Source organism: Bacillus fonticola, assembly GCF_012955605.1.
Lineage (GTDB): Bacteria > Bacillota > Bacilli > Bacillales > JC228 > Bacillus_CG > Bacillus_CG fonticola.
This window is the reverse complement of sequence record NZ_CP052135.1, coordinates 724,950-741,121: the sequence shown is the minus strand read 5'-3', so window position 1 is coordinate 741,121 and position 16,172 is coordinate 724,950. Positions and strand designations below refer to the sequence as shown.

Genomic DNA, 16,172 nt, shown 5'->3' with positions numbered 1-16,172 from the left:
TGCCTTTGCCTAAAAACTATGCATCTGCAGGAAGTCGTTCTTTTGTGCTAGTTTAGTTGAGAGAGAAACCACTCCATAAGTTGCGTCACGCGCCTGGAAGTGGAATGATACTCGCGAACATACTCGTATCCTCTTTGGGCGATCTGTAGACGGTTTTCTTCATTTAATAAATACTCCTCACACTTTGTGACGACGTTATCCTGATCGACAGCCACAAATGTTTCGCCATCCATAAACCCTAACGAAGTCAGTTCATCGGATGGTGTAGCGAGTAATAGTGTATTGCACGCAAGCGTCTCAAAATACTTCAATAACGGGTAATGCTTTTTAGAGTCGCACGTCACATGCATTTTCGTCTCATTTAAAGCCCGGATGTACTCCTCACCAATTCGCATACTTTCACGGGGGTGCTGGATGTGTCCGTATCCAGGATGAGGCAATTGTACAAACCCGGGCTTCCCCTGTAGCTTTTGTGAGAACGCATAACGGTCTGGGTAGAGATGTGGGAAATTGGCTCCTGATAGTAACCAATGGGTTGCCCGCGGGAGTTTCCAATCACAGAAACGTTCGATGGGTACGTGGTGGGGGAATGATTGAAATTTAGAGATCAAGGTCGGAAATGATTGGCGAAAAGCCATCTCATAGTGAGCAAACAACCCGTCAATATTCGCTTCTTTATAAAATTTTGTTCTCGCTCTCACCCGATAGTCGAGGTCATGAACGATCGCTGCCTTAGGTACATGGATACTTTCCAGACCATAGATACGTGGCGAATAATCTGGTTTAAAGTCATTGAGCAAAATGGCATCAGGAGGACGTTGTAATGTTGATAAAATCTCCTCTATCTGCCCGTCTTCTTGCCATGTTGTTAAATGCACTCGTTTCGATAACTCTTCACGTAAATATTCGCTGCTTTTTTCCATTCTGTGTTGAAAGTCCTTTGTGAAGAACAGAAGGTGTAAATCCTTCACTGCACACTCCTCCTTTATAGTCAGAACGGACCTCCCTACTTAAAAAGTAAGGAGGTCCGTTAAACGTGTGGATCTTGTTATACTGCGAAAGCGACAATCTTATCTAGCACTACATAGATAAGACCAACTCCAGGGGAAGCAACTTGTTGGAACACAACAAAGTTTGCTTGTACTTCCACAACCGTTAATCCTGTTAAGTCCGGTTCTCCAGTAACTTGAGTGTCCAAGACGTAAAGTTCGGTGATGACGGCTCCCGTTTCTAAAAACTCGATGAATTGGTCGCGCAACGAATTTGTGTTGATCAATTTTTCCACTCCTCTTTTTGTTTAATTCACCAGTTGGTGCAGTTCTCTACTTTCATATGCTTATCCCGCTCCCTATGTTTGGACAAGTGTCTCATTCGTGTAAATATTAGTCATAAATAACTACTCACTCCCATAATTCCCTACCTACTAGTAAATAAGGGTGACCTCCATCCTATGGAAACCACCCGTTACTACTAGATCATGCGCCAAATAGCCTCTTCAAATTTGTCTATACTTCGCTTCCAAGTCCACTGTGTTGCTTCCTCTTTCCCTTGATGTGCTAACTTATTGCGAAGTTCAGCGTTTTGGAGCAACCTTTCAATATCCGTGTATAGACGATTCTCATATCGGTACGATAGCAAACAATTTTCTTCATCTCGACAATATTCTAAATTCCCTCCTGAGTGCAATGCGACTAGGGTCGCTCCGCATTTCATCGCTTCTAGTCCAGGCAATGCTGCTGACTCATGAATGCTTGTAGCGACAAAGATGTCTGATTGGCTGTAATAATACGCTAGTTCCTTGTCGTCTACTGGTGTATAGAACGTAAAATGGTACTGTTGACGAATCGCTTGTAGTTCTCTAGAATTTGCGAGTTCTTGAGGGGGACAAATAATCGAAAATTGGACGTTTGGATGCGTTTTTGATAAGTGATCAAACGTTTCTAGCACATATTCTTGCTCCCTATGCCAAGCATACTGGTCCTGTTGGTATCGTAAAATAGTAGATACGTGGAGTTTATCCCCCGTATGAAAGCGAACCCCTTGATCAAAAAAACGATCACTGACGCCAACTGGTACAATATGCGAATGAATTCCATGGTTTATACTCACAAGTTGCTGCTGGAACTTTGATAGAACGATGACATATGGCGTTGCGTGATACGTTGGAAAACTTTGGTGCTGGCCTTGCAAAAACATCGGTTCATAGCACAAACTGAATCGGATATGCTTACCCTTTCCAGCACGACTCGCTTCTGTTGCTACAGGTACAGTTAAATAAAAATTTGACACAATGATATCGGTAGTCGGAAAATCCTCTGCCCTTAACACTGTTTTAGAAGTTCGCAATATAGTCCCTTTTACGTCATCAAATTCTACTACACCCCCTGATGGCATGAGCAAATACACTTGATGCCCTTTTTCTACGAGTCCGTTCGTAATTTCTACGAGCATGCGCTGCGCCCCTCCTTGACAAAGGGTCAATACCGGAAACGTGAAGGAACGTCTTCTCGTAACCCGTTCGATGAGCTGCAGTAAAGGGTCCGCGTATACCTGTAATAGCGTCTGTATTTCCCCCTCTTGTTCCGCCTTCTTTTGCTGTGAACCCATTTGCTCATGTACACGATAATAGGTGAGCACCTCTGGAAGGTAAGCGAAATGATAGCGTTGGACTACTCGTAACCAATAGTCAAAGTCTTGCGTGTACAAATGATCCTCTCGAAACTCCCCGATGGTTTCGTATACTTCTCGTCGCATCATCACTGTACTTCCGTTAATCGGGCAACCTACTTGAAAGTGTTGTAGTAAACCTGCCATGGTGTCGTAGCCGATGCCTGCTTCAGCATGCGTTACGTTTCCTACAGAGTTCATAAGCGTGTAGTTCGTATACGATATATCCGCACGTTGTTCTTTCATCCATTGCACTTGTCTCGCTACCTTCGTAGGGGCAAGAATATCATCTGAACTCACCCAAGCGATATACTCGCCTGTAGCGTTGCGAAATCCTTCATTCAAAGCCGACCCCGTTCCCCCGTTTGCTTTCTGGAGAATACGTATTTGCCCACGAAAGCTTTGCAGTTTTTCTACGTTCTTTGTTGAACCGTCATCGACTACAATGACTTCCGTCGTCGGATACGTTTGCTCAAGCGCACTGTGAATCGCTTGATCTATATAGTCACAATTATAGAAAGGGATGATAATTGAAACTTTAGGATTTTTCATCGTTACTCTCCTTCTCTTCACATTCCTTTAATAAAACTCGTCCTCTCCCACCATATGTAAATCACAAGGAAATGTTGAGACGATACAATCACATTCAAGGACATGTGCATATAATTTTCAAGAGAGTGTTTCAAAGGGAGAGGGAGATTGCATTGAACATATTGTTTGTCTATTACGTGCCTAGCGGGGGAGTAGAAACGTTGGCTCGGCAGCGGGCACTAGCATTGAAGCCACACGGAATAACATTTCATTATTTATACTTTCAAGATGGTAATGGGCGTCAAAACCTGCAAAATGAAAAGGTATTTATAACAAAGGATCGTGAGCAAGTAAGCCACATTTTAGAAGAAGGTCGTTATGATCTCGTTATCGTTTGCTCGGACTTTTTATGGACACGCACTATTCGTGAGTTGGGGTACACAGGTCCACTTCTTTACGAGTGTCAAGGGCTTGGGAATTTCGAGACAGCAAAGCACTGGCTTACAGTTGCTAAACCCATATTGGAAAAACACGCGAGTGGCATTCTCATTCCGAAAACGCCTCATCTTGAAAGAATTGTTACGGAGTTATATGAACACACACCGATTTTTGCCTTTCATAACTGTCTCGACACGACCACATTTTCCTATAAAGATACACGTATGTTCCACAAGACACCGATAATTGGATGGGTAGGGCGAATCGAAGGAAATAAAAATTGGACAGAGTTTTTAGCGATCGTAAGGTTACTAAAGCGCAGTAAACAAAACATTCGAATATGGATGTTTGAGGACCCTTCACTTAGTCAGGAGGCAGAAAGAAGGCAATTTGAAGCATTACTTGATATATATCGCCTCCGCGACTCATGTACGTTCTTCTCAAACGTCTCTCACCACGAAATGCCGCGCTATTATTCTCAAATTGCTGACTCTGGAGGCTTTCTTTGCTCTACATCAAAAGTTGAGGGATTTGGCTATGCAGTTTTAGAGGCGATGAGCTGCAGTTGTCCTGTCCTTGTCACTAATTCGGATGGGGTGCAAGCATTTGTCACTCATAATCGAACGGGAAAAATGTATCCGCTCGGAGATGTTAGAAAAGCAGTTGAAGAAGCTACACATATACTCGACGATACTCTTTTCCGTGAACGCATACGAAAAACTGGAGAGCAGTTCATACGAAATGTCTTCTCTCCAGAAAAATATGCTCAACATTTTCAAAACATGGTTCACGACCTGCTGTAGAGTGGAAGAAAAGTTGTCCTGAAATAGGCTCGTATAATTGAGGAAAATAACCAAAATTGGGCGTTTTACTGATTCCAGTAGCATCGTCCTCACATAGTCTGTAACTGATAACAGATTTTTTTGTTAAGGAGGAAAATCAATGAGTTGTGGTAAAGATTATTACACAAGTAGCTGTGTGTGCGATACACTAGCAGCCATTGCGGACGCACAAGACTCAGTCGACAATAATAATGGGAATTGTACAACAAGCTGTAATCGATCCATCCAGGAATTGCTAGGTGAGGTAAGTCCATTCTCAACTGGGAATAACACAATTCCTGTGACACTCACTTGCAAAAGCACTTGTGCTCCTTTTATCGGTCTCGCTGCACAACCACTAAACGGAACTAGAAACTTTGTTGTATCTGGTGTTTTCCGTGTGAATGAAGTGGATGTTGAAACATGTTGTGCGACACTTGAATTGCTTAGCCCAATTGATTTGGATCCAGCTCAAAATCAATTCGATAACCCTGCATTAGTTCTCGCCAGCGCTGAGCAAGAAGGAAACCTTGTTTCAAGTGGTCTTTGCATCACGGTTGACTTGAGTTGCTTCTGTGGAGTTACATGCTTACAGCCAGATAATGTGTAGTTTACACCTGCTACAGTTTGTTTCCAGACTGCCAACACCCCGGCAGTCTTTTCTTTTTTATTAAGGCTCTTTTTCGTATCCTTTGTTGTTTTTACTATACAGTAATCTCATGATGCGACGTAATGCTATGTTGATTTCCGCTCCAGGCGGACGCTTTCCGCGGGGCGGGCGGTGAGCCTCCTCATCGCTGCGCTCTTACGGGGTCTCACACACGCCAACGCTTTAGTCCGAGTTGGTAGACAGTTACCACTCCGTTCGTTATTCTATATTGGTGAAAAAAATTCGAACGAACGATACGTAAGGCGGTGACGTCATGAAGCCACAACCTATATGGACACGTGACTTTCTTTCAGTCTCAATTTCTAGTTTCTTTTTATTTCTAACCTTTTACATGTTGCTCACAGTTCTCCCACTGTATGCGCTCGAAGATTTATCCATTGCGAGTGAACAGATCGGTCTTGTCGTAACGATCTTTTTACTTTCATCTGTGCTGTTTAGACCATTTGCAGGCCGATGGATGGATACGTGGGGTCGAAAACCAATGCTCGTGTGGTCTCTCGTATTTTTCTTCGTTGCAAGTTGTTTTTATATAATTACAACTTCATTTTGGAGTTTACTTGTGCTACGGTTCGTCCATGGGATTTCATTTGCTATGGCAACAACAGCAACCGGAACGATAGCAGCAGATTTAGTACCGAGCAAACGGCGTGGTGAAGGACTTGGCTATTTTGCCATGTTTATGAACTTTGCGATGGTGGTCGGTCCGTTTGTCGGTTTAACCATGTTCAAGCAATTTTCATTTACTAGCGTCGTTTATCTTTCTATAGTGTTTGCTTTAATAGCGTGGATATGTGGTTATATAGCAAAAGTTCCCAATGCCTCCCCAATCATAGATCAGCAAAAGGAACGTCAAACGAAAGAACAAACATCCATCCCGCAAAAAGGTTTCTTTGCTTTATTTGAACGCGCGACATTACCGATTGCCGTTGTCGGAGCCTTTTTAGCGTTCTGGTACTCTGGTATTCTTTCATTCGTTTCTGTGTATGCGTCTAGCCTAGAATTGTATGAAGCAGCAAACGTCTACTTTGCCGTATATGGGGCATTCATGATGCTCGCTCGTCCATTTACAGGCAAATGGTTTGACCGCTTTGGGCCACACGCCGTGATTTTGCCAAGTATGTTCCTGTTTTCTATAGGTGCCTTTTTATTAAGTACTGCCACTTCCACTATGCCCTTTTTACTCGCAGGTGCACTGATCGGTCTTGGTTACGGCACGCTCGTTCCTTGTTTCCAAACGATCGCGATCTCGGAAGCACCGGACAGTCGACGCGGGACAGCTACGGCGACATTTTTTACGTTGTTTGATATTGGTATTGCTGCTGGGTCCTATTTGCTCGGCTACGTGTCTGGACTTTTTAACTATGAAGGGTTATACGGTATTACGTCTGTGATGGTTCTGTTCGGGGCTGGGTTGTATTACCTACTCTATATGCGACCCAATTTGCAAACATCTCGGGGTAAAAGTAGAGAGATCTCGTCACATTCTTAACATAGCTATCTGCATGTACGGCTCTTGTCAGTATGTCGATAGCTTTTTCACAAAGGGAAGGACTTTTGAGCACACGAGGCGTATACTTCTTTTAACGGAGGTGTCAAAGTGACGGAACATTGGATTGAAGATGTAATTCGTAAAGCTTATAAAGATGGTGATTTCAATAATCTTCCTGGACAAGGAAAACCATTACCGAAAGACGAAGCGGCTCACCTTCCCGAAGAGCTTCGCATGGCGTACCGTGTACTCAAAAATAGTGGATTTACCCCTGAAAAGGATGCACTTCAACAGGAACTCACATCATTGAATGACCTTATGCGCTCGGCAACGGACCCTGACAAACAGGAAGAATTGCAAGGCGAAATTAACAAGCGCTTACTACAATGGAACCGCCTTCTCTCTGAACGTAAGGAGATGACAAATAGCGGTGTATTTAAAAAATATGAACAAAAAGCTCGCGTGCAAATAACGGAGCACTCTACAAATAAGAAAAGGACATAGCCGCGTTGGGTGGCTATGTCCTAATTTTTTCACTGTTTACCGAAAAGCTTCTGGGAATACCGAGATGTCAATTCCCCACACAGCACCTAGTAAGAAGTACACCATCACCGTAATAACTAATGCCGACACGATATTAATCCAAAATCCTGCTTTGACCATATCCTGTATTTCAATATACCCTGAACCAAACACAATCGCGTTGGGCGGTGTTGCTACCGGAAGCATAAACGCACAAGATGCAGCGACACCTGCTGCCACCATTAAAGTATAAGGATGAACATCGATCGCGAGCGCTAGGGACGCCATGATAGGCATCATCATCGTTCCTGTGGCTGTATTCGAAGTGATTTCCGTTAAGAACAAAACTAAAAAAGTGACAGCTGCAATAATAAAGATAAATGGTACGGCTGCTAACCCAGTAAGCTGGTCACCGATCCAAACTGCCAAACCTGTGTCTCTAAATCCAGCGGCGATGGCTAAACCACCACCGAAGAGCAACAGAATGCCCCAAGGAAGCTTCTTCGCATCATCCCAGTTTACAATGCGCCCATCAGCTGCAGCACGTGAAGGCAACAAGAACAGTAACACTGCAAACGTAATCGCGATAATCGTATCGTTTAAGGTTGGTAAGAAGTTATTCAAGAAGAAAGAACGTGTAATCCACGAAAAGGCAGCAGCTACGAATACAAACATAACCCATTTTTCTTCGTAGCTCATAGCACCTAATTGCTTTCTTTGATCAAGAATAACGCCTTTTCCACCTGGGAGCTCTTTAATTTTAAGAGGAAAGGCAACTCTCACTAAATAAAACCACGTAAAAGCAAGCAAAATCACTGCGATCGGAACACCGAATAGCATCCACGTCGCAAACGAAATTTCGATGCCGTACAATTCATTCACTGTACTTGCAAGAATAGCATTGGGCGGCGTACCAATTAATGTACCAAGTCCACCGATAGAAGCAGAATAAGCAACAGCAAGCATTAGCGCTTTCCCAAAGTTTGTTTGTGTTCCTTCTACTTTTAAAGATGATGAGACGTGCGCAATGACCGCGAGAGCAATCGGCATCATCATCATAGCTGTAGCTGTGTTAGAGATCCAAAGTGACAAAAATCCTGTCGCCACCATGAATCCAAGCACGAGCCTGGAAGTACTAGTCCCGACAACTAATATAATGTTTAAAGCAATTCGTTTGTGTAAATTCCATTTTTCCATCGCAATGGCAATCACAAAACCACCCATGAATAAAAAGATGTTCGGGTCACCATAGGCACTCGTAACGCCGTCTGTCATCGCCCCAGTAAGTGGGAATAAAACGATAGGCAAAAGGGATGTGGCAGGAATCGGAATTGCCTCTGTGATCCACCACGTCGCGATCCAAGCCGTACTAGCAAGAACCCCTACAGCTTCTGGCGACAAGTCTTCTGGTCGTAAGAAGAGCAAGATAGCTAAAAAGAGTACAGGACCTAGCCATAAGCCTGTTAATTGTCGAGTGGATAATTTTCGTTTGTTTGGCTCCGGGTTAGGTTGTGTTGACGACGTTGCTTTACTACTGCCTCCACCTGTTCCTGTAGAAGGTGCAAGTAAACGGAATAAACTTTTGATATCGTCATGCCACTCCCACATTTTCCCCCAAGTTTGTTGTAGCATTGCGTCACCTCTGCTGTACGTTAATGTGTAATAATTCTATCATATCTGTGATTGTAAGCGGTGTCAAATAGATACATAGTCAACAAGAGTATCTTTGTTTGGTAAACGTTTTATAATTAGGGTGTTCATAGGGCATTGTACATAGAGAAAGGAGGGTGAAAGATTTGAGCAGAGGACAAGCATTCAACAGCAAGACAAAAGGACATCCGGGCAACCTACCCAAACAAGCATTCCAACAAAAACAAGCCACCACAGAAGCACAAGAAGACGAAGAATTCCTAGTCGTCCAAGAAGCCTTCAAAAACCGCATAGAACCCGAAGAAAAATAAAAGAACTCAAGGAACTGGTACGCCCCGAGACGGCTCAGGGGAACTGGTACGCCCCGAAATTTGTCGAATGGAAGATTGTTACAAAATATATGGGCGTACCCGCTCCTCCACCGTCTTTTGACAATTTCCACGGAAATATTTGTCGGACTTAGTCAGTTTTTAGCGGTGGATCGTATGATAGCACAATAAGATCACGACCGAGGATGCCATGTTCGATCACTGGTGGATCATACGATTCAAAAAACCCTACACGAACCCCAGTAATCCGAAACCCTAGTTTTTGATAGAACGCCAAGTTTCCTATACTTGAGTTAGCTGTGCACACTGTCACCTTATTCAAGCCTTCTTGTAGCAAATAAGATAGTACCTTTTGAACCAGTAACTTGCCCACGCCTTGCCCTTGTATCTTCTCGGCAACTGCCACATTTTTTAATTCAGCGTGTGACTCCTCATCAATCAACACTAAAACGACTCCTACAATCTCTTCTGCTTTCATCACGACAAATATACGTCCCTGCCGTTCATATTGTTCAATTGCCTCACGAGAGTCAGCCAATAAAAGAAGCGATTTGACTTTGGCTCGATCCCCCGTGAATTCCTTTACGATCACGGTAACCCTCCTTACTCTCGTACAGATGTGGCCCCAAGAACTCTATAGACAACATCATCACTGGGTGGATTGTGTAAACCTGCTCGTACATCCCGATAATACCTTTCGAGAGAGCTTTCTTTCCTCATACTATGAGCACCGACAATCCGCATCACTCGATCAATAACGTCAACGGCTGCATTTACCACGCCCGTTTTCACTGCCATCAATTCCTGCCCCATAGTGACTCTTATCTCTTCATTAGAAAGACATCGAGAAGCTGCCCCATACAATAGTTGGTGTGCGTTTAATAAAATCGTCTCCACTTCTCCGAAAGAACGTTGAATTTCTGCAAGTTGTGCAATCGGATGACCTAAGGAATTGGGAGCATAGCTTTTCGCAAATTCCAACGCCTCATCCCGAGCTGCCACCGCAATGCCTAAGTAACATGCTGGAATATGCAATAGCCACGGCTGCGGAGATTTATCCTGACCTCGAATCCCCACGTTCGCTTCTTTAGGTAAGCGAACGTTTCTCAAGTACAAATCATCACTTCTCGTCGCACGCATCCCAAGCGTTTCCCATGTTCTTTCGATTTCAACTCCATCAGCATTCATCGGTACTAGTAATTCAATTACGTCGCCGGTTTCTTTATGTGTTGCCGGAACAATAGCATACGTAAGTGCAGGGGCTAAAGAAGTAAAGGTCTTATGTCCCGAAAGAAGGTAACCGGTAGCTGTTTCCTCAGCAATTGTTTCCGGTTTTCCTCCACGCGTTGGTGAGCCTGTTGCCTTTTCAGTTGCAGCACTATTGATGAGAGCGCCGGACGCCACCACTTCTTTTGATACGCGTTCAAAGGTTGCTGTAGGCCAATGGTTGCGCTCATGTAAGTGGAGCATCGTCCCATTATGCCAACCTAGACTCAGGCTCGTCGCCCCATCACCGTAAGCTAAAATCTCCTGTACAAGCAAAAATGTGTAGAGATCAGCCTCAGCTCCTCCCCACCTTTTGCTCGTTGTGAGTGAAAGAATGCCCTCTTTTCTCAAGGCTTCAAAATGATCAAACGGGAACGTCGCTTCTTTGTCGTGTTGCTTTGCCGTCTCACGAAACTGCAAAGCTAGTCGATACGCAACGTCCCCCCAACTATGATCAACAGAAGATCGGGCCCATCGTTTCCAATTCATGTCCATCGCCTCCCCTTTTCCTTTTACTAGTTTATCTAGTTTCTCTTCAGAAGGAAAGTAAGCCGATTAGCGTAGTCGGGTTTCGCGCGTCAACGCAGTACCATTTCCTCCTCCTTCTTCATTTGGTACACTAGGAAAGAAAATATTTACACAAGGAGGGTTCACATGTCGTTTGATCAACATTTAGAAAACTACGCTGAGCTTGCCGTAAAGGTCGGCGTCAATATTCAACCGAAGCAAACGCTAGTCATCGGTGCTAGTTTGGACGCTGTCGATTTCGTTCGCCTCGTTGCCAAGAAAGCGTACGAAGCCGGAGCAAAAAATGTACAAGTCGACTGGGCAGATGATGTCCTCACTCGTACGAAATATGAGCTTGCACCTGATGAGGCATTTGAAGAATACCCTACATACCGTGCACAAGAGCGCGAAGCCCTTGCCGAAGAGGGAGCCGCATTTTTGTCCATTGTTTCTTCAAGCCCTGATTTGCTTTCTGGTGTCGACTCAAGTCGTATCGCAACATTCCAAAAGGTAGCTGGAAAAGCGTTGCGAAAATACCGCCAATACGTGCAGTCAGATAAAGTGAGCTGGTGTGTAGCTGCTGTTCCTTCTCAAGCATGGGCGGAGAAAGTCTTTCCGAATGAAGAAAACCCAGTCGAAAAGCTTTGGGACGCTATTTTCAAGGCTGTGCGTGCTGACTTGAAGGATCCTGTTAAAGCATGGGAAGACCACGACAAAACGCTTCATGAAAAAGTTGATTATTTGAACAGCAAGGGTATTGCTGAGTTGCACTACACTGCACCAGGTACTGACCTTCATGTGAAGCTACCCGACACTCACATTTGGGTAGGCGCAGGAAGTGTGAATACACAAGGAACGAACTTTATGGCCAATATGCCGACAGAAGAAGTGTTCACTGTCCCGCAAAAAGATGGAGTGAACGGAAATATATCGAGCACAAAACCACTCAGCTACGGTGGAAATATTATAGATGAATTTACTTTGACGTTTGAAAATGGCCGTATCGTAGACGTTGTAGCTAAAGAAGGCGAAGCGATAATGAAGCAGCTTGTGGAAACAGACGAAGGCTCTCATTACCTCGGGGAACTTGCACTCGTACCACACGACTCGCCAATTTCTAATTCAAACATACTCTTTTACAACACACTCTTTGACGAGAATGCTTCTAACCACTTTGCGATTGGGAACGGTTATGCCTTTTGCGTAGAAGGTGGAAAAGAAATGTCTGAAGAAGAACTCGAACAAAATGGCGTAAACTCCAGTATTACGCACGTTGACTTCATGGTCGGTTCAGACAAGATGAACATTGATGCCGTGACAAAAGACGGTAACACGATTCCAATCTTCCGTGATGGGAATTGGGCGTTTTAAGAAGTGAGGCAAAGCGTAAGATTTCTTAGGTGAAAGTTCAGTGATCTTCGCTGCGGGCAGTCGACTCCTCGAAAATAAAGTACTCTTTTTCTTCGTGAGATGTAACGCTGTCGAAGCTTTCCTTAATGAGAATCTGTTGTCCACATAGCCATAATAAAAGCCCTTTTCTTCACTCTAATAGGCAGAGTCATGAAGCAACTTATAAAGGTTGTCCATAAACTATGTGTACAGTCTTTATTAGGGGGTGTTAAAAACCAATGTGTAGACTCACTAGGCTTATGACAAGAAATGCATCCAAAATCTTAGGAAACGATCGTCATTGGGAGCAGGCTAGAAACCTTGCCAATAGAATGATCGACCATGCTGAGAAAACGACGAAGAAAATGCTTTAATGTAAAAGGACTGGCGTTGACCAGTCCCCTTGCTTTTCAAGTGTAGCAGGTAAATCAGGGATATAGTGAAGCACAAGACGACTTATGACAATGTCAGCAGTTGAAAATGTGCTCGGCAGTGTTTCGACTGTTCCATGATGCCAGCCTACAAGATCAGGAAGATGACGATTCTGTGCCTTCTCCAACATAGTTTGAGATGGATCTATTCCCATGTAAGTAGCCACTCCTTCGACAACCGCCCACTGTGCAGTACGGCCGTCCCCACAACCGATATCAAGAACATGTTTTCCTGCCAAAGGTGGTAGCAAACTTTGCAACAAAGGGAATTCCAACGTGTCATTGGGATTATCACGTCGTTCCCGCCTCTCAAAATACGAATGTGTGAAAGACGAAATATCATATAGTTCCGTGCCTTTTCTTTTTGTCATGGGCTAATCCTCCTGTCTAGAAGTTCTTTTATCACAAACATAGATTCGACAAAATTTGAGGTGGCCAGTTCTCTAGCCCCCCTCTTTTTTCGCTTTCTTCTATTATACTGAAGAAAACAATAGGTTAGGTGGTGCATTTCCTGGGCGCAGTGGTACTTACGAAGACAAAGTTGCGGGAGGCCGAGAAATCGCTTTAAAGGAAATGAAAGATCATGCTGCGCGTATCGGGGCAAATGCGGTTATCGGAGTCGACTTAGACTTCGAAACCGTTGGAAATGGAAACGGAATGATGATGATTGTTGCATCAGGGACTGCTGTCAAGATCGAAAAAGCTGAATAACAGTGAAAAAGCAGGGAGGTTACTCTTCCCTGCTTTTTTGTTTGCTGCTCTCTTTATATAGATTTCGGATAGGTCTGGTAATTATAGCCTAATACACACGTTCTTGTATGAAACACCGGGTCTATTGACACAAGGTTCCTAGCGTAACGCATCAGTCAAGAGAACGATTTTTGATAAATATTCCCAAAAATGAAGGAATTAGAGGATGTTTATGGAAATTTGCTCAAGATGTTGAATAAGCTTGTCATAAGAGAGGAGGTGAGATCTACCCGCGGTGAGGATACTCATAACGGTTTCGGAAGGGAGGAAGAACCCAAATGGAGTACTTGTATGCGTTTTTAATCGGCTGTGGGATGGGCATTCTGACGCACGCAAAGCGCAATGGGAAAGTGGTTAAACCTCACAACAAGAAGCGGGTATTTGAATACGGCTTTCTGCTTGACATGATGTTTGGTGGTGTTGCGTCACTAGCCTTTGTCACCATCACAACCCCGTCCACTATGGGGCAGTTACTATTAACCGCAGTGCTGGCTGGGTATGGCGGAGAAGCACTCGTTGCCAAATTGGAAGCTGCTAGGTTACGTACGTTACTTGACGGTCACGTGCAGGATGTTCAGCAACAACTAAGAAATGAATTCTCGACTTCCCCACAAAGCGAGAAGAAAACAAGCTAGCTTTGCCGCGAAGGAGTGACCGAGTCATTCGTAGAGAGAAGGAAGAAATAAGTCAGGATCGTCTCACTTTCCAGTTGCTCTTGCTCGATCTGCTTCAATCTACATCACAAAAGGAAATGAACATTATCAGGGCGGAGATTGATAGCCATCTGAAGGAATGGGCTTCTAAAGAGAGACAAGTAAAAAACGAACGGGGGCGACAGTAAGGAACTAGTCGTCAACGTTCGCTTTTTCTTCTTGAAATTTTCTTTTTAGTAACGGGTTATTCGCCTCTAACCGTATCATGTAACTCGGTTTCTAGTTCTTTGGCATATTTCATTTTTTCATCTTCACTCCATTGAAGCACTTTGCTCATTACTTGAATGACTTCCTCTTTTTCTTCAATGGAATCTGCGTGACGAAACAAGGCTTTACTCGTTCTTCTGTAGAGAAAATCAACCGGAGTCACGGCGTTTTCATGATAAATCGCATAGAGCAATTGCGCGCCTGTTACTTTTGAAATCTTTAATTGGAGTTCATCCACTCGTTTGCTATAGCGGAACACTTCATCGACGTTGGATCCATACCATTTTGCCAGCATGTTTCCTTCTTCTTCAGTAAATCCGTACGTAAGCGATTGCCGCGCCTTTTTAGCAACAAAGTCGGACAACTTTTCCGATCCGCCGATATCTCCACCTGAAATTGGCAACGTCTTTGTTTTTGATTCCACCTTCTTATCCAGCTGGTTACTCACCACGTCCACAACAGTTTCTGCCATTTTTCGGTAGCCGGTTAGCTTTCCCCCAGCAATGGTGATGAGCCCACTTGGAGACGTCCAAATTTCATCTTTACGGGAAATTTCAGAAGCATTTTTCCCCTCTTCGTAAATAAGTGGGCGCACCCCTGCCCAACTAGACTCCACGTCTTCCGCAGTCACTTGAACGTCTGGGAATTGGCGATCGATCGCTTCCAGCAAATACGTTCGGTCTGCTTCTGTCATTTTCGGATTGGTGATGTTTCCATCATAAAAAGTATCCGTTGTTCCGACGTACGTTTTCCCGTTCCGTGGAATAGCGAATATCATGCGTCCGTCTGGTGTGTCAAAGTAGACAGCCTGCTGTAACGGAAATACCGATTTGTCCAACACGATGTGAACGCCTTTTGAAAGCTTAAGCACTTTTCCTGTTTTCGAGCGATCCATTTCTCGGAGCTGGTCTACCCATGGACCCGCAGCATTCACGACGATAGACCCTGAAATGGCATACGTTTCGCCAGTCAGTTGATCGGCCACCTCGATACCTTGCACACGTTTGTTCTCATCGTATTGAAACGCCGTCACCTTCGTATAGTTAAGCGCCGTAGTCCCGAATTCCACTGCCTTTTTCAACACTTCAATGGTCAGGCGCGCATCATCAGTACGGTATTCCACATAATGTCCACCTCCAACAAGACCGTCTCGCTTTAAGAGGGGCTCCTTTTCTAAAGTTTGCTTTACAGATAGCATTTTTCGCCGTTCTTTTTTCACAACGCCAGCCAAAAAATCGTACACACGTAATCCTATAGACGTCGAAAACTTCCCAAACGTCCCATCTTTATAAATAGGCAATAGCATCCACTCCGGGGTCGTTACATGAGGCCCATTCTCATACACAATCGCCCGCTCCTTACCCACCTCAGCCACTACGCCAATTTGAAATTGCTTCAAATATCGCAATCCACCATGAACGAGCTTCGTAGAACGGCTAGAAGTACCCGCAGCAAAATCTTGCATCTCCACAAGAGCCACCTTCAGCCCCCTAGAAGCAGCATCCAGCGCGATCCCGGCTCCTGTAATCCCACCCCCAACGATGATGAGATCATATTTTGTTTGCTGCAGCTTTCGTATGCCATCGGAACGATCCAAACTTGAAAATGTGTGAGTCGTCATATGAAATTCCCCATTCCCGGAACTGGTACGACCCGTTTTTTGTCGAATTCGACAAATTTCGGGTCGTACCAGTTCCTATAATTTAAAAAAGACCACACTTCGCCTGTTATGCAAAATTTGCGTACAGGAAAGTATGGTCTCTCGATTTCTCCAACCGTAGTATTAACTTGT

15 protein-coding genes and 1 pseudogene are annotated in these 16,172 nt (G+C 44.3%); 8 read left to right on the top strand and 8 right to left on the bottom strand.

Features of this window, described 5'->3' with window-relative positions:
- Positions 1-47 precede the first annotated feature (47 nt).
- From HHK01_RS03575 to HHK01_RS03565, 3 genes are all read right to left on the bottom strand, one after another.
- Positions 48-971, bottom strand: coding sequence for a glycosyltransferase (locus HHK01_RS03575; protein ID WP_170006461.1), 924 nt, complete (start codon positions 969-971; stop codon positions 48-50).
- 77 nt (positions 972-1,048) lie between these two features.
- Entirely contained in the window at positions 1,049-1,276 is a 228-nt protein-coding gene (locus tag HHK01_RS03570) for a hypothetical protein (protein ID WP_170006460.1), read from the bottom strand.
- A gap of 194 nt (positions 1,277-1,470) precedes the next feature.
- A complete protein-coding gene (locus HHK01_RS03565; RefSeq protein WP_170006459.1) occupies positions 1,471-3,219 on the bottom strand; it encodes a glycosyltransferase in 1,749 nt (582 codons plus the stop codon).
- Between the two features lie 152 nt (positions 3,220-3,371).
- Between HHK01_RS03565 and HHK01_RS03560 the strand changes: the two genes are divergently transcribed.
- From HHK01_RS03560 to HHK01_RS03545, 4 genes are all read left to right on the top strand, one after another.
- Complete coding sequence (locus HHK01_RS03560; RefSeq protein WP_170006458.1) at positions 3,372-4,439, top strand: glycosyltransferase family 4 protein; 1,068 nt, start codon at positions 3,372-3,374, stop codon at positions 4,437-4,439.
- Positions 4,440-4,578: 139 nt separating this feature from the next.
- The gene (locus tag HHK01_RS03555; RefSeq protein ID WP_170006457.1) at positions 4,579-5,067 is read left to right on the top strand and encodes a CotY/CotZ family spore coat protein; all 489 of its coding nucleotides are present in this window, start codon (positions 4,579-4,581) and stop codon (positions 5,065-5,067) included.
- 313 nt (positions 5,068-5,380) lie between these two features.
- Positions 5,381-6,616, top strand: coding sequence for an MFS transporter (locus HHK01_RS03550; RefSeq protein ID WP_170006456.1), 1,236 nt, complete (start codon positions 5,381-5,383; stop codon positions 6,614-6,616).
- Between the two features lie 108 nt (positions 6,617-6,724).
- The gene (locus HHK01_RS03545) at positions 6,725-7,120 is read left to right on the top strand and encodes a DnaJ family domain-containing protein (RefSeq protein ID WP_170006455.1); all 396 of its coding nucleotides are present in this window, start codon (positions 6,725-6,727) and stop codon (positions 7,118-7,120) included.
- Between the two features lie 36 nt (positions 7,121-7,156).
- Here HHK01_RS03545 and HHK01_RS03540 read toward each other — a convergent pair whose 3' ends face one another.
- Entirely contained in the window at positions 7,157-8,770 is a 1,614-nt protein-coding gene (locus tag HHK01_RS03540; RefSeq protein ID WP_170006454.1) for an SLC13 family permease, read from the bottom strand.
- A gap of 164 nt (positions 8,771-8,934) precedes the next feature.
- Between HHK01_RS03540 and HHK01_RS03535 the strand changes: the two genes are divergently transcribed.
- Positions 8,935-9,099: a hypothetical protein gene (locus tag HHK01_RS03535; protein WP_170006453.1), complete on the top strand. Its 165-nt coding sequence runs from the start codon at positions 8,935-8,937 to the stop codon at positions 9,097-9,099.
- A gap of 148 nt (positions 9,100-9,247) precedes the next feature.
- Here the strand turns inward: HHK01_RS03535 and HHK01_RS03530 are convergent, their stop codons facing one another.
- Positions 9,248-9,709: a GNAT family N-acetyltransferase gene (locus tag HHK01_RS03530; RefSeq protein WP_170006452.1), complete on the bottom strand. Its 462-nt coding sequence runs from the start codon at positions 9,707-9,709 to the stop codon at positions 9,248-9,250.
- Positions 9,710-9,720: 11 nt separating this feature from the next.
- The gene (locus tag HHK01_RS03525) at positions 9,721-10,872 is read right to left on the bottom strand and encodes an acyl-CoA dehydrogenase family protein (RefSeq protein WP_228027644.1); all 1,152 of its coding nucleotides are present in this window, start codon (positions 10,870-10,872) and stop codon (positions 9,721-9,723) included.
- 165 nt (positions 10,873-11,037) lie between these two features.
- On the opposite strand from HHK01_RS03525, the gene HHK01_RS03520 reads away from it, so the two are divergent.
- Positions 11,038-12,261, top strand: coding sequence for an aminopeptidase (locus HHK01_RS03520; RefSeq protein ID WP_170006450.1), 1,224 nt, complete (start codon positions 11,038-11,040; stop codon positions 12,259-12,261).
- A 388-nt stretch (positions 12,262-12,649) separates the two neighbouring features.
- Here HHK01_RS03520 and HHK01_RS03515 read toward each other — a convergent pair whose 3' ends face one another.
- A complete protein-coding gene (locus tag HHK01_RS03515) occupies positions 12,650-13,081 on the bottom strand; it encodes a class I SAM-dependent methyltransferase (protein ID WP_170006449.1) in 432 nt (143 codons plus the stop codon).
- 142 nt (positions 13,082-13,223) lie between these two features.
- On the opposite strand from HHK01_RS03515, the pseudogene HHK01_RS03510 reads away from it, so the two are divergent.
- Together HHK01_RS03510 and HHK01_RS03505 are read left to right on the top strand one after the other, a co-directional pair.
- Positions 13,224-13,421 (top strand): annotated as a pseudogene (locus HHK01_RS03510) (heavy metal-binding domain-containing protein); the annotation flags it as partial.
- A 317-nt stretch (positions 13,422-13,738) separates the two neighbouring features.
- Positions 13,739-14,095, top strand: coding sequence for a DUF4257 domain-containing protein (locus HHK01_RS03505; RefSeq protein ID WP_170006448.1), 357 nt, complete (start codon positions 13,739-13,741; stop codon positions 14,093-14,095).
- A 262-nt stretch (positions 14,096-14,357) separates the two neighbouring features.
- On the opposite strand, the gene HHK01_RS03500 is transcribed toward HHK01_RS03505, so the two are convergent.
- Positions 14,358-16,001, bottom strand: coding sequence for a glycerol-3-phosphate dehydrogenase/oxidase (locus HHK01_RS03500; protein WP_170006447.1), 1,644 nt, complete (start codon positions 15,999-16,001; stop codon positions 14,358-14,360).
- Between the last annotated feature and the right edge of the window lie 171 nt (positions 16,002-16,172).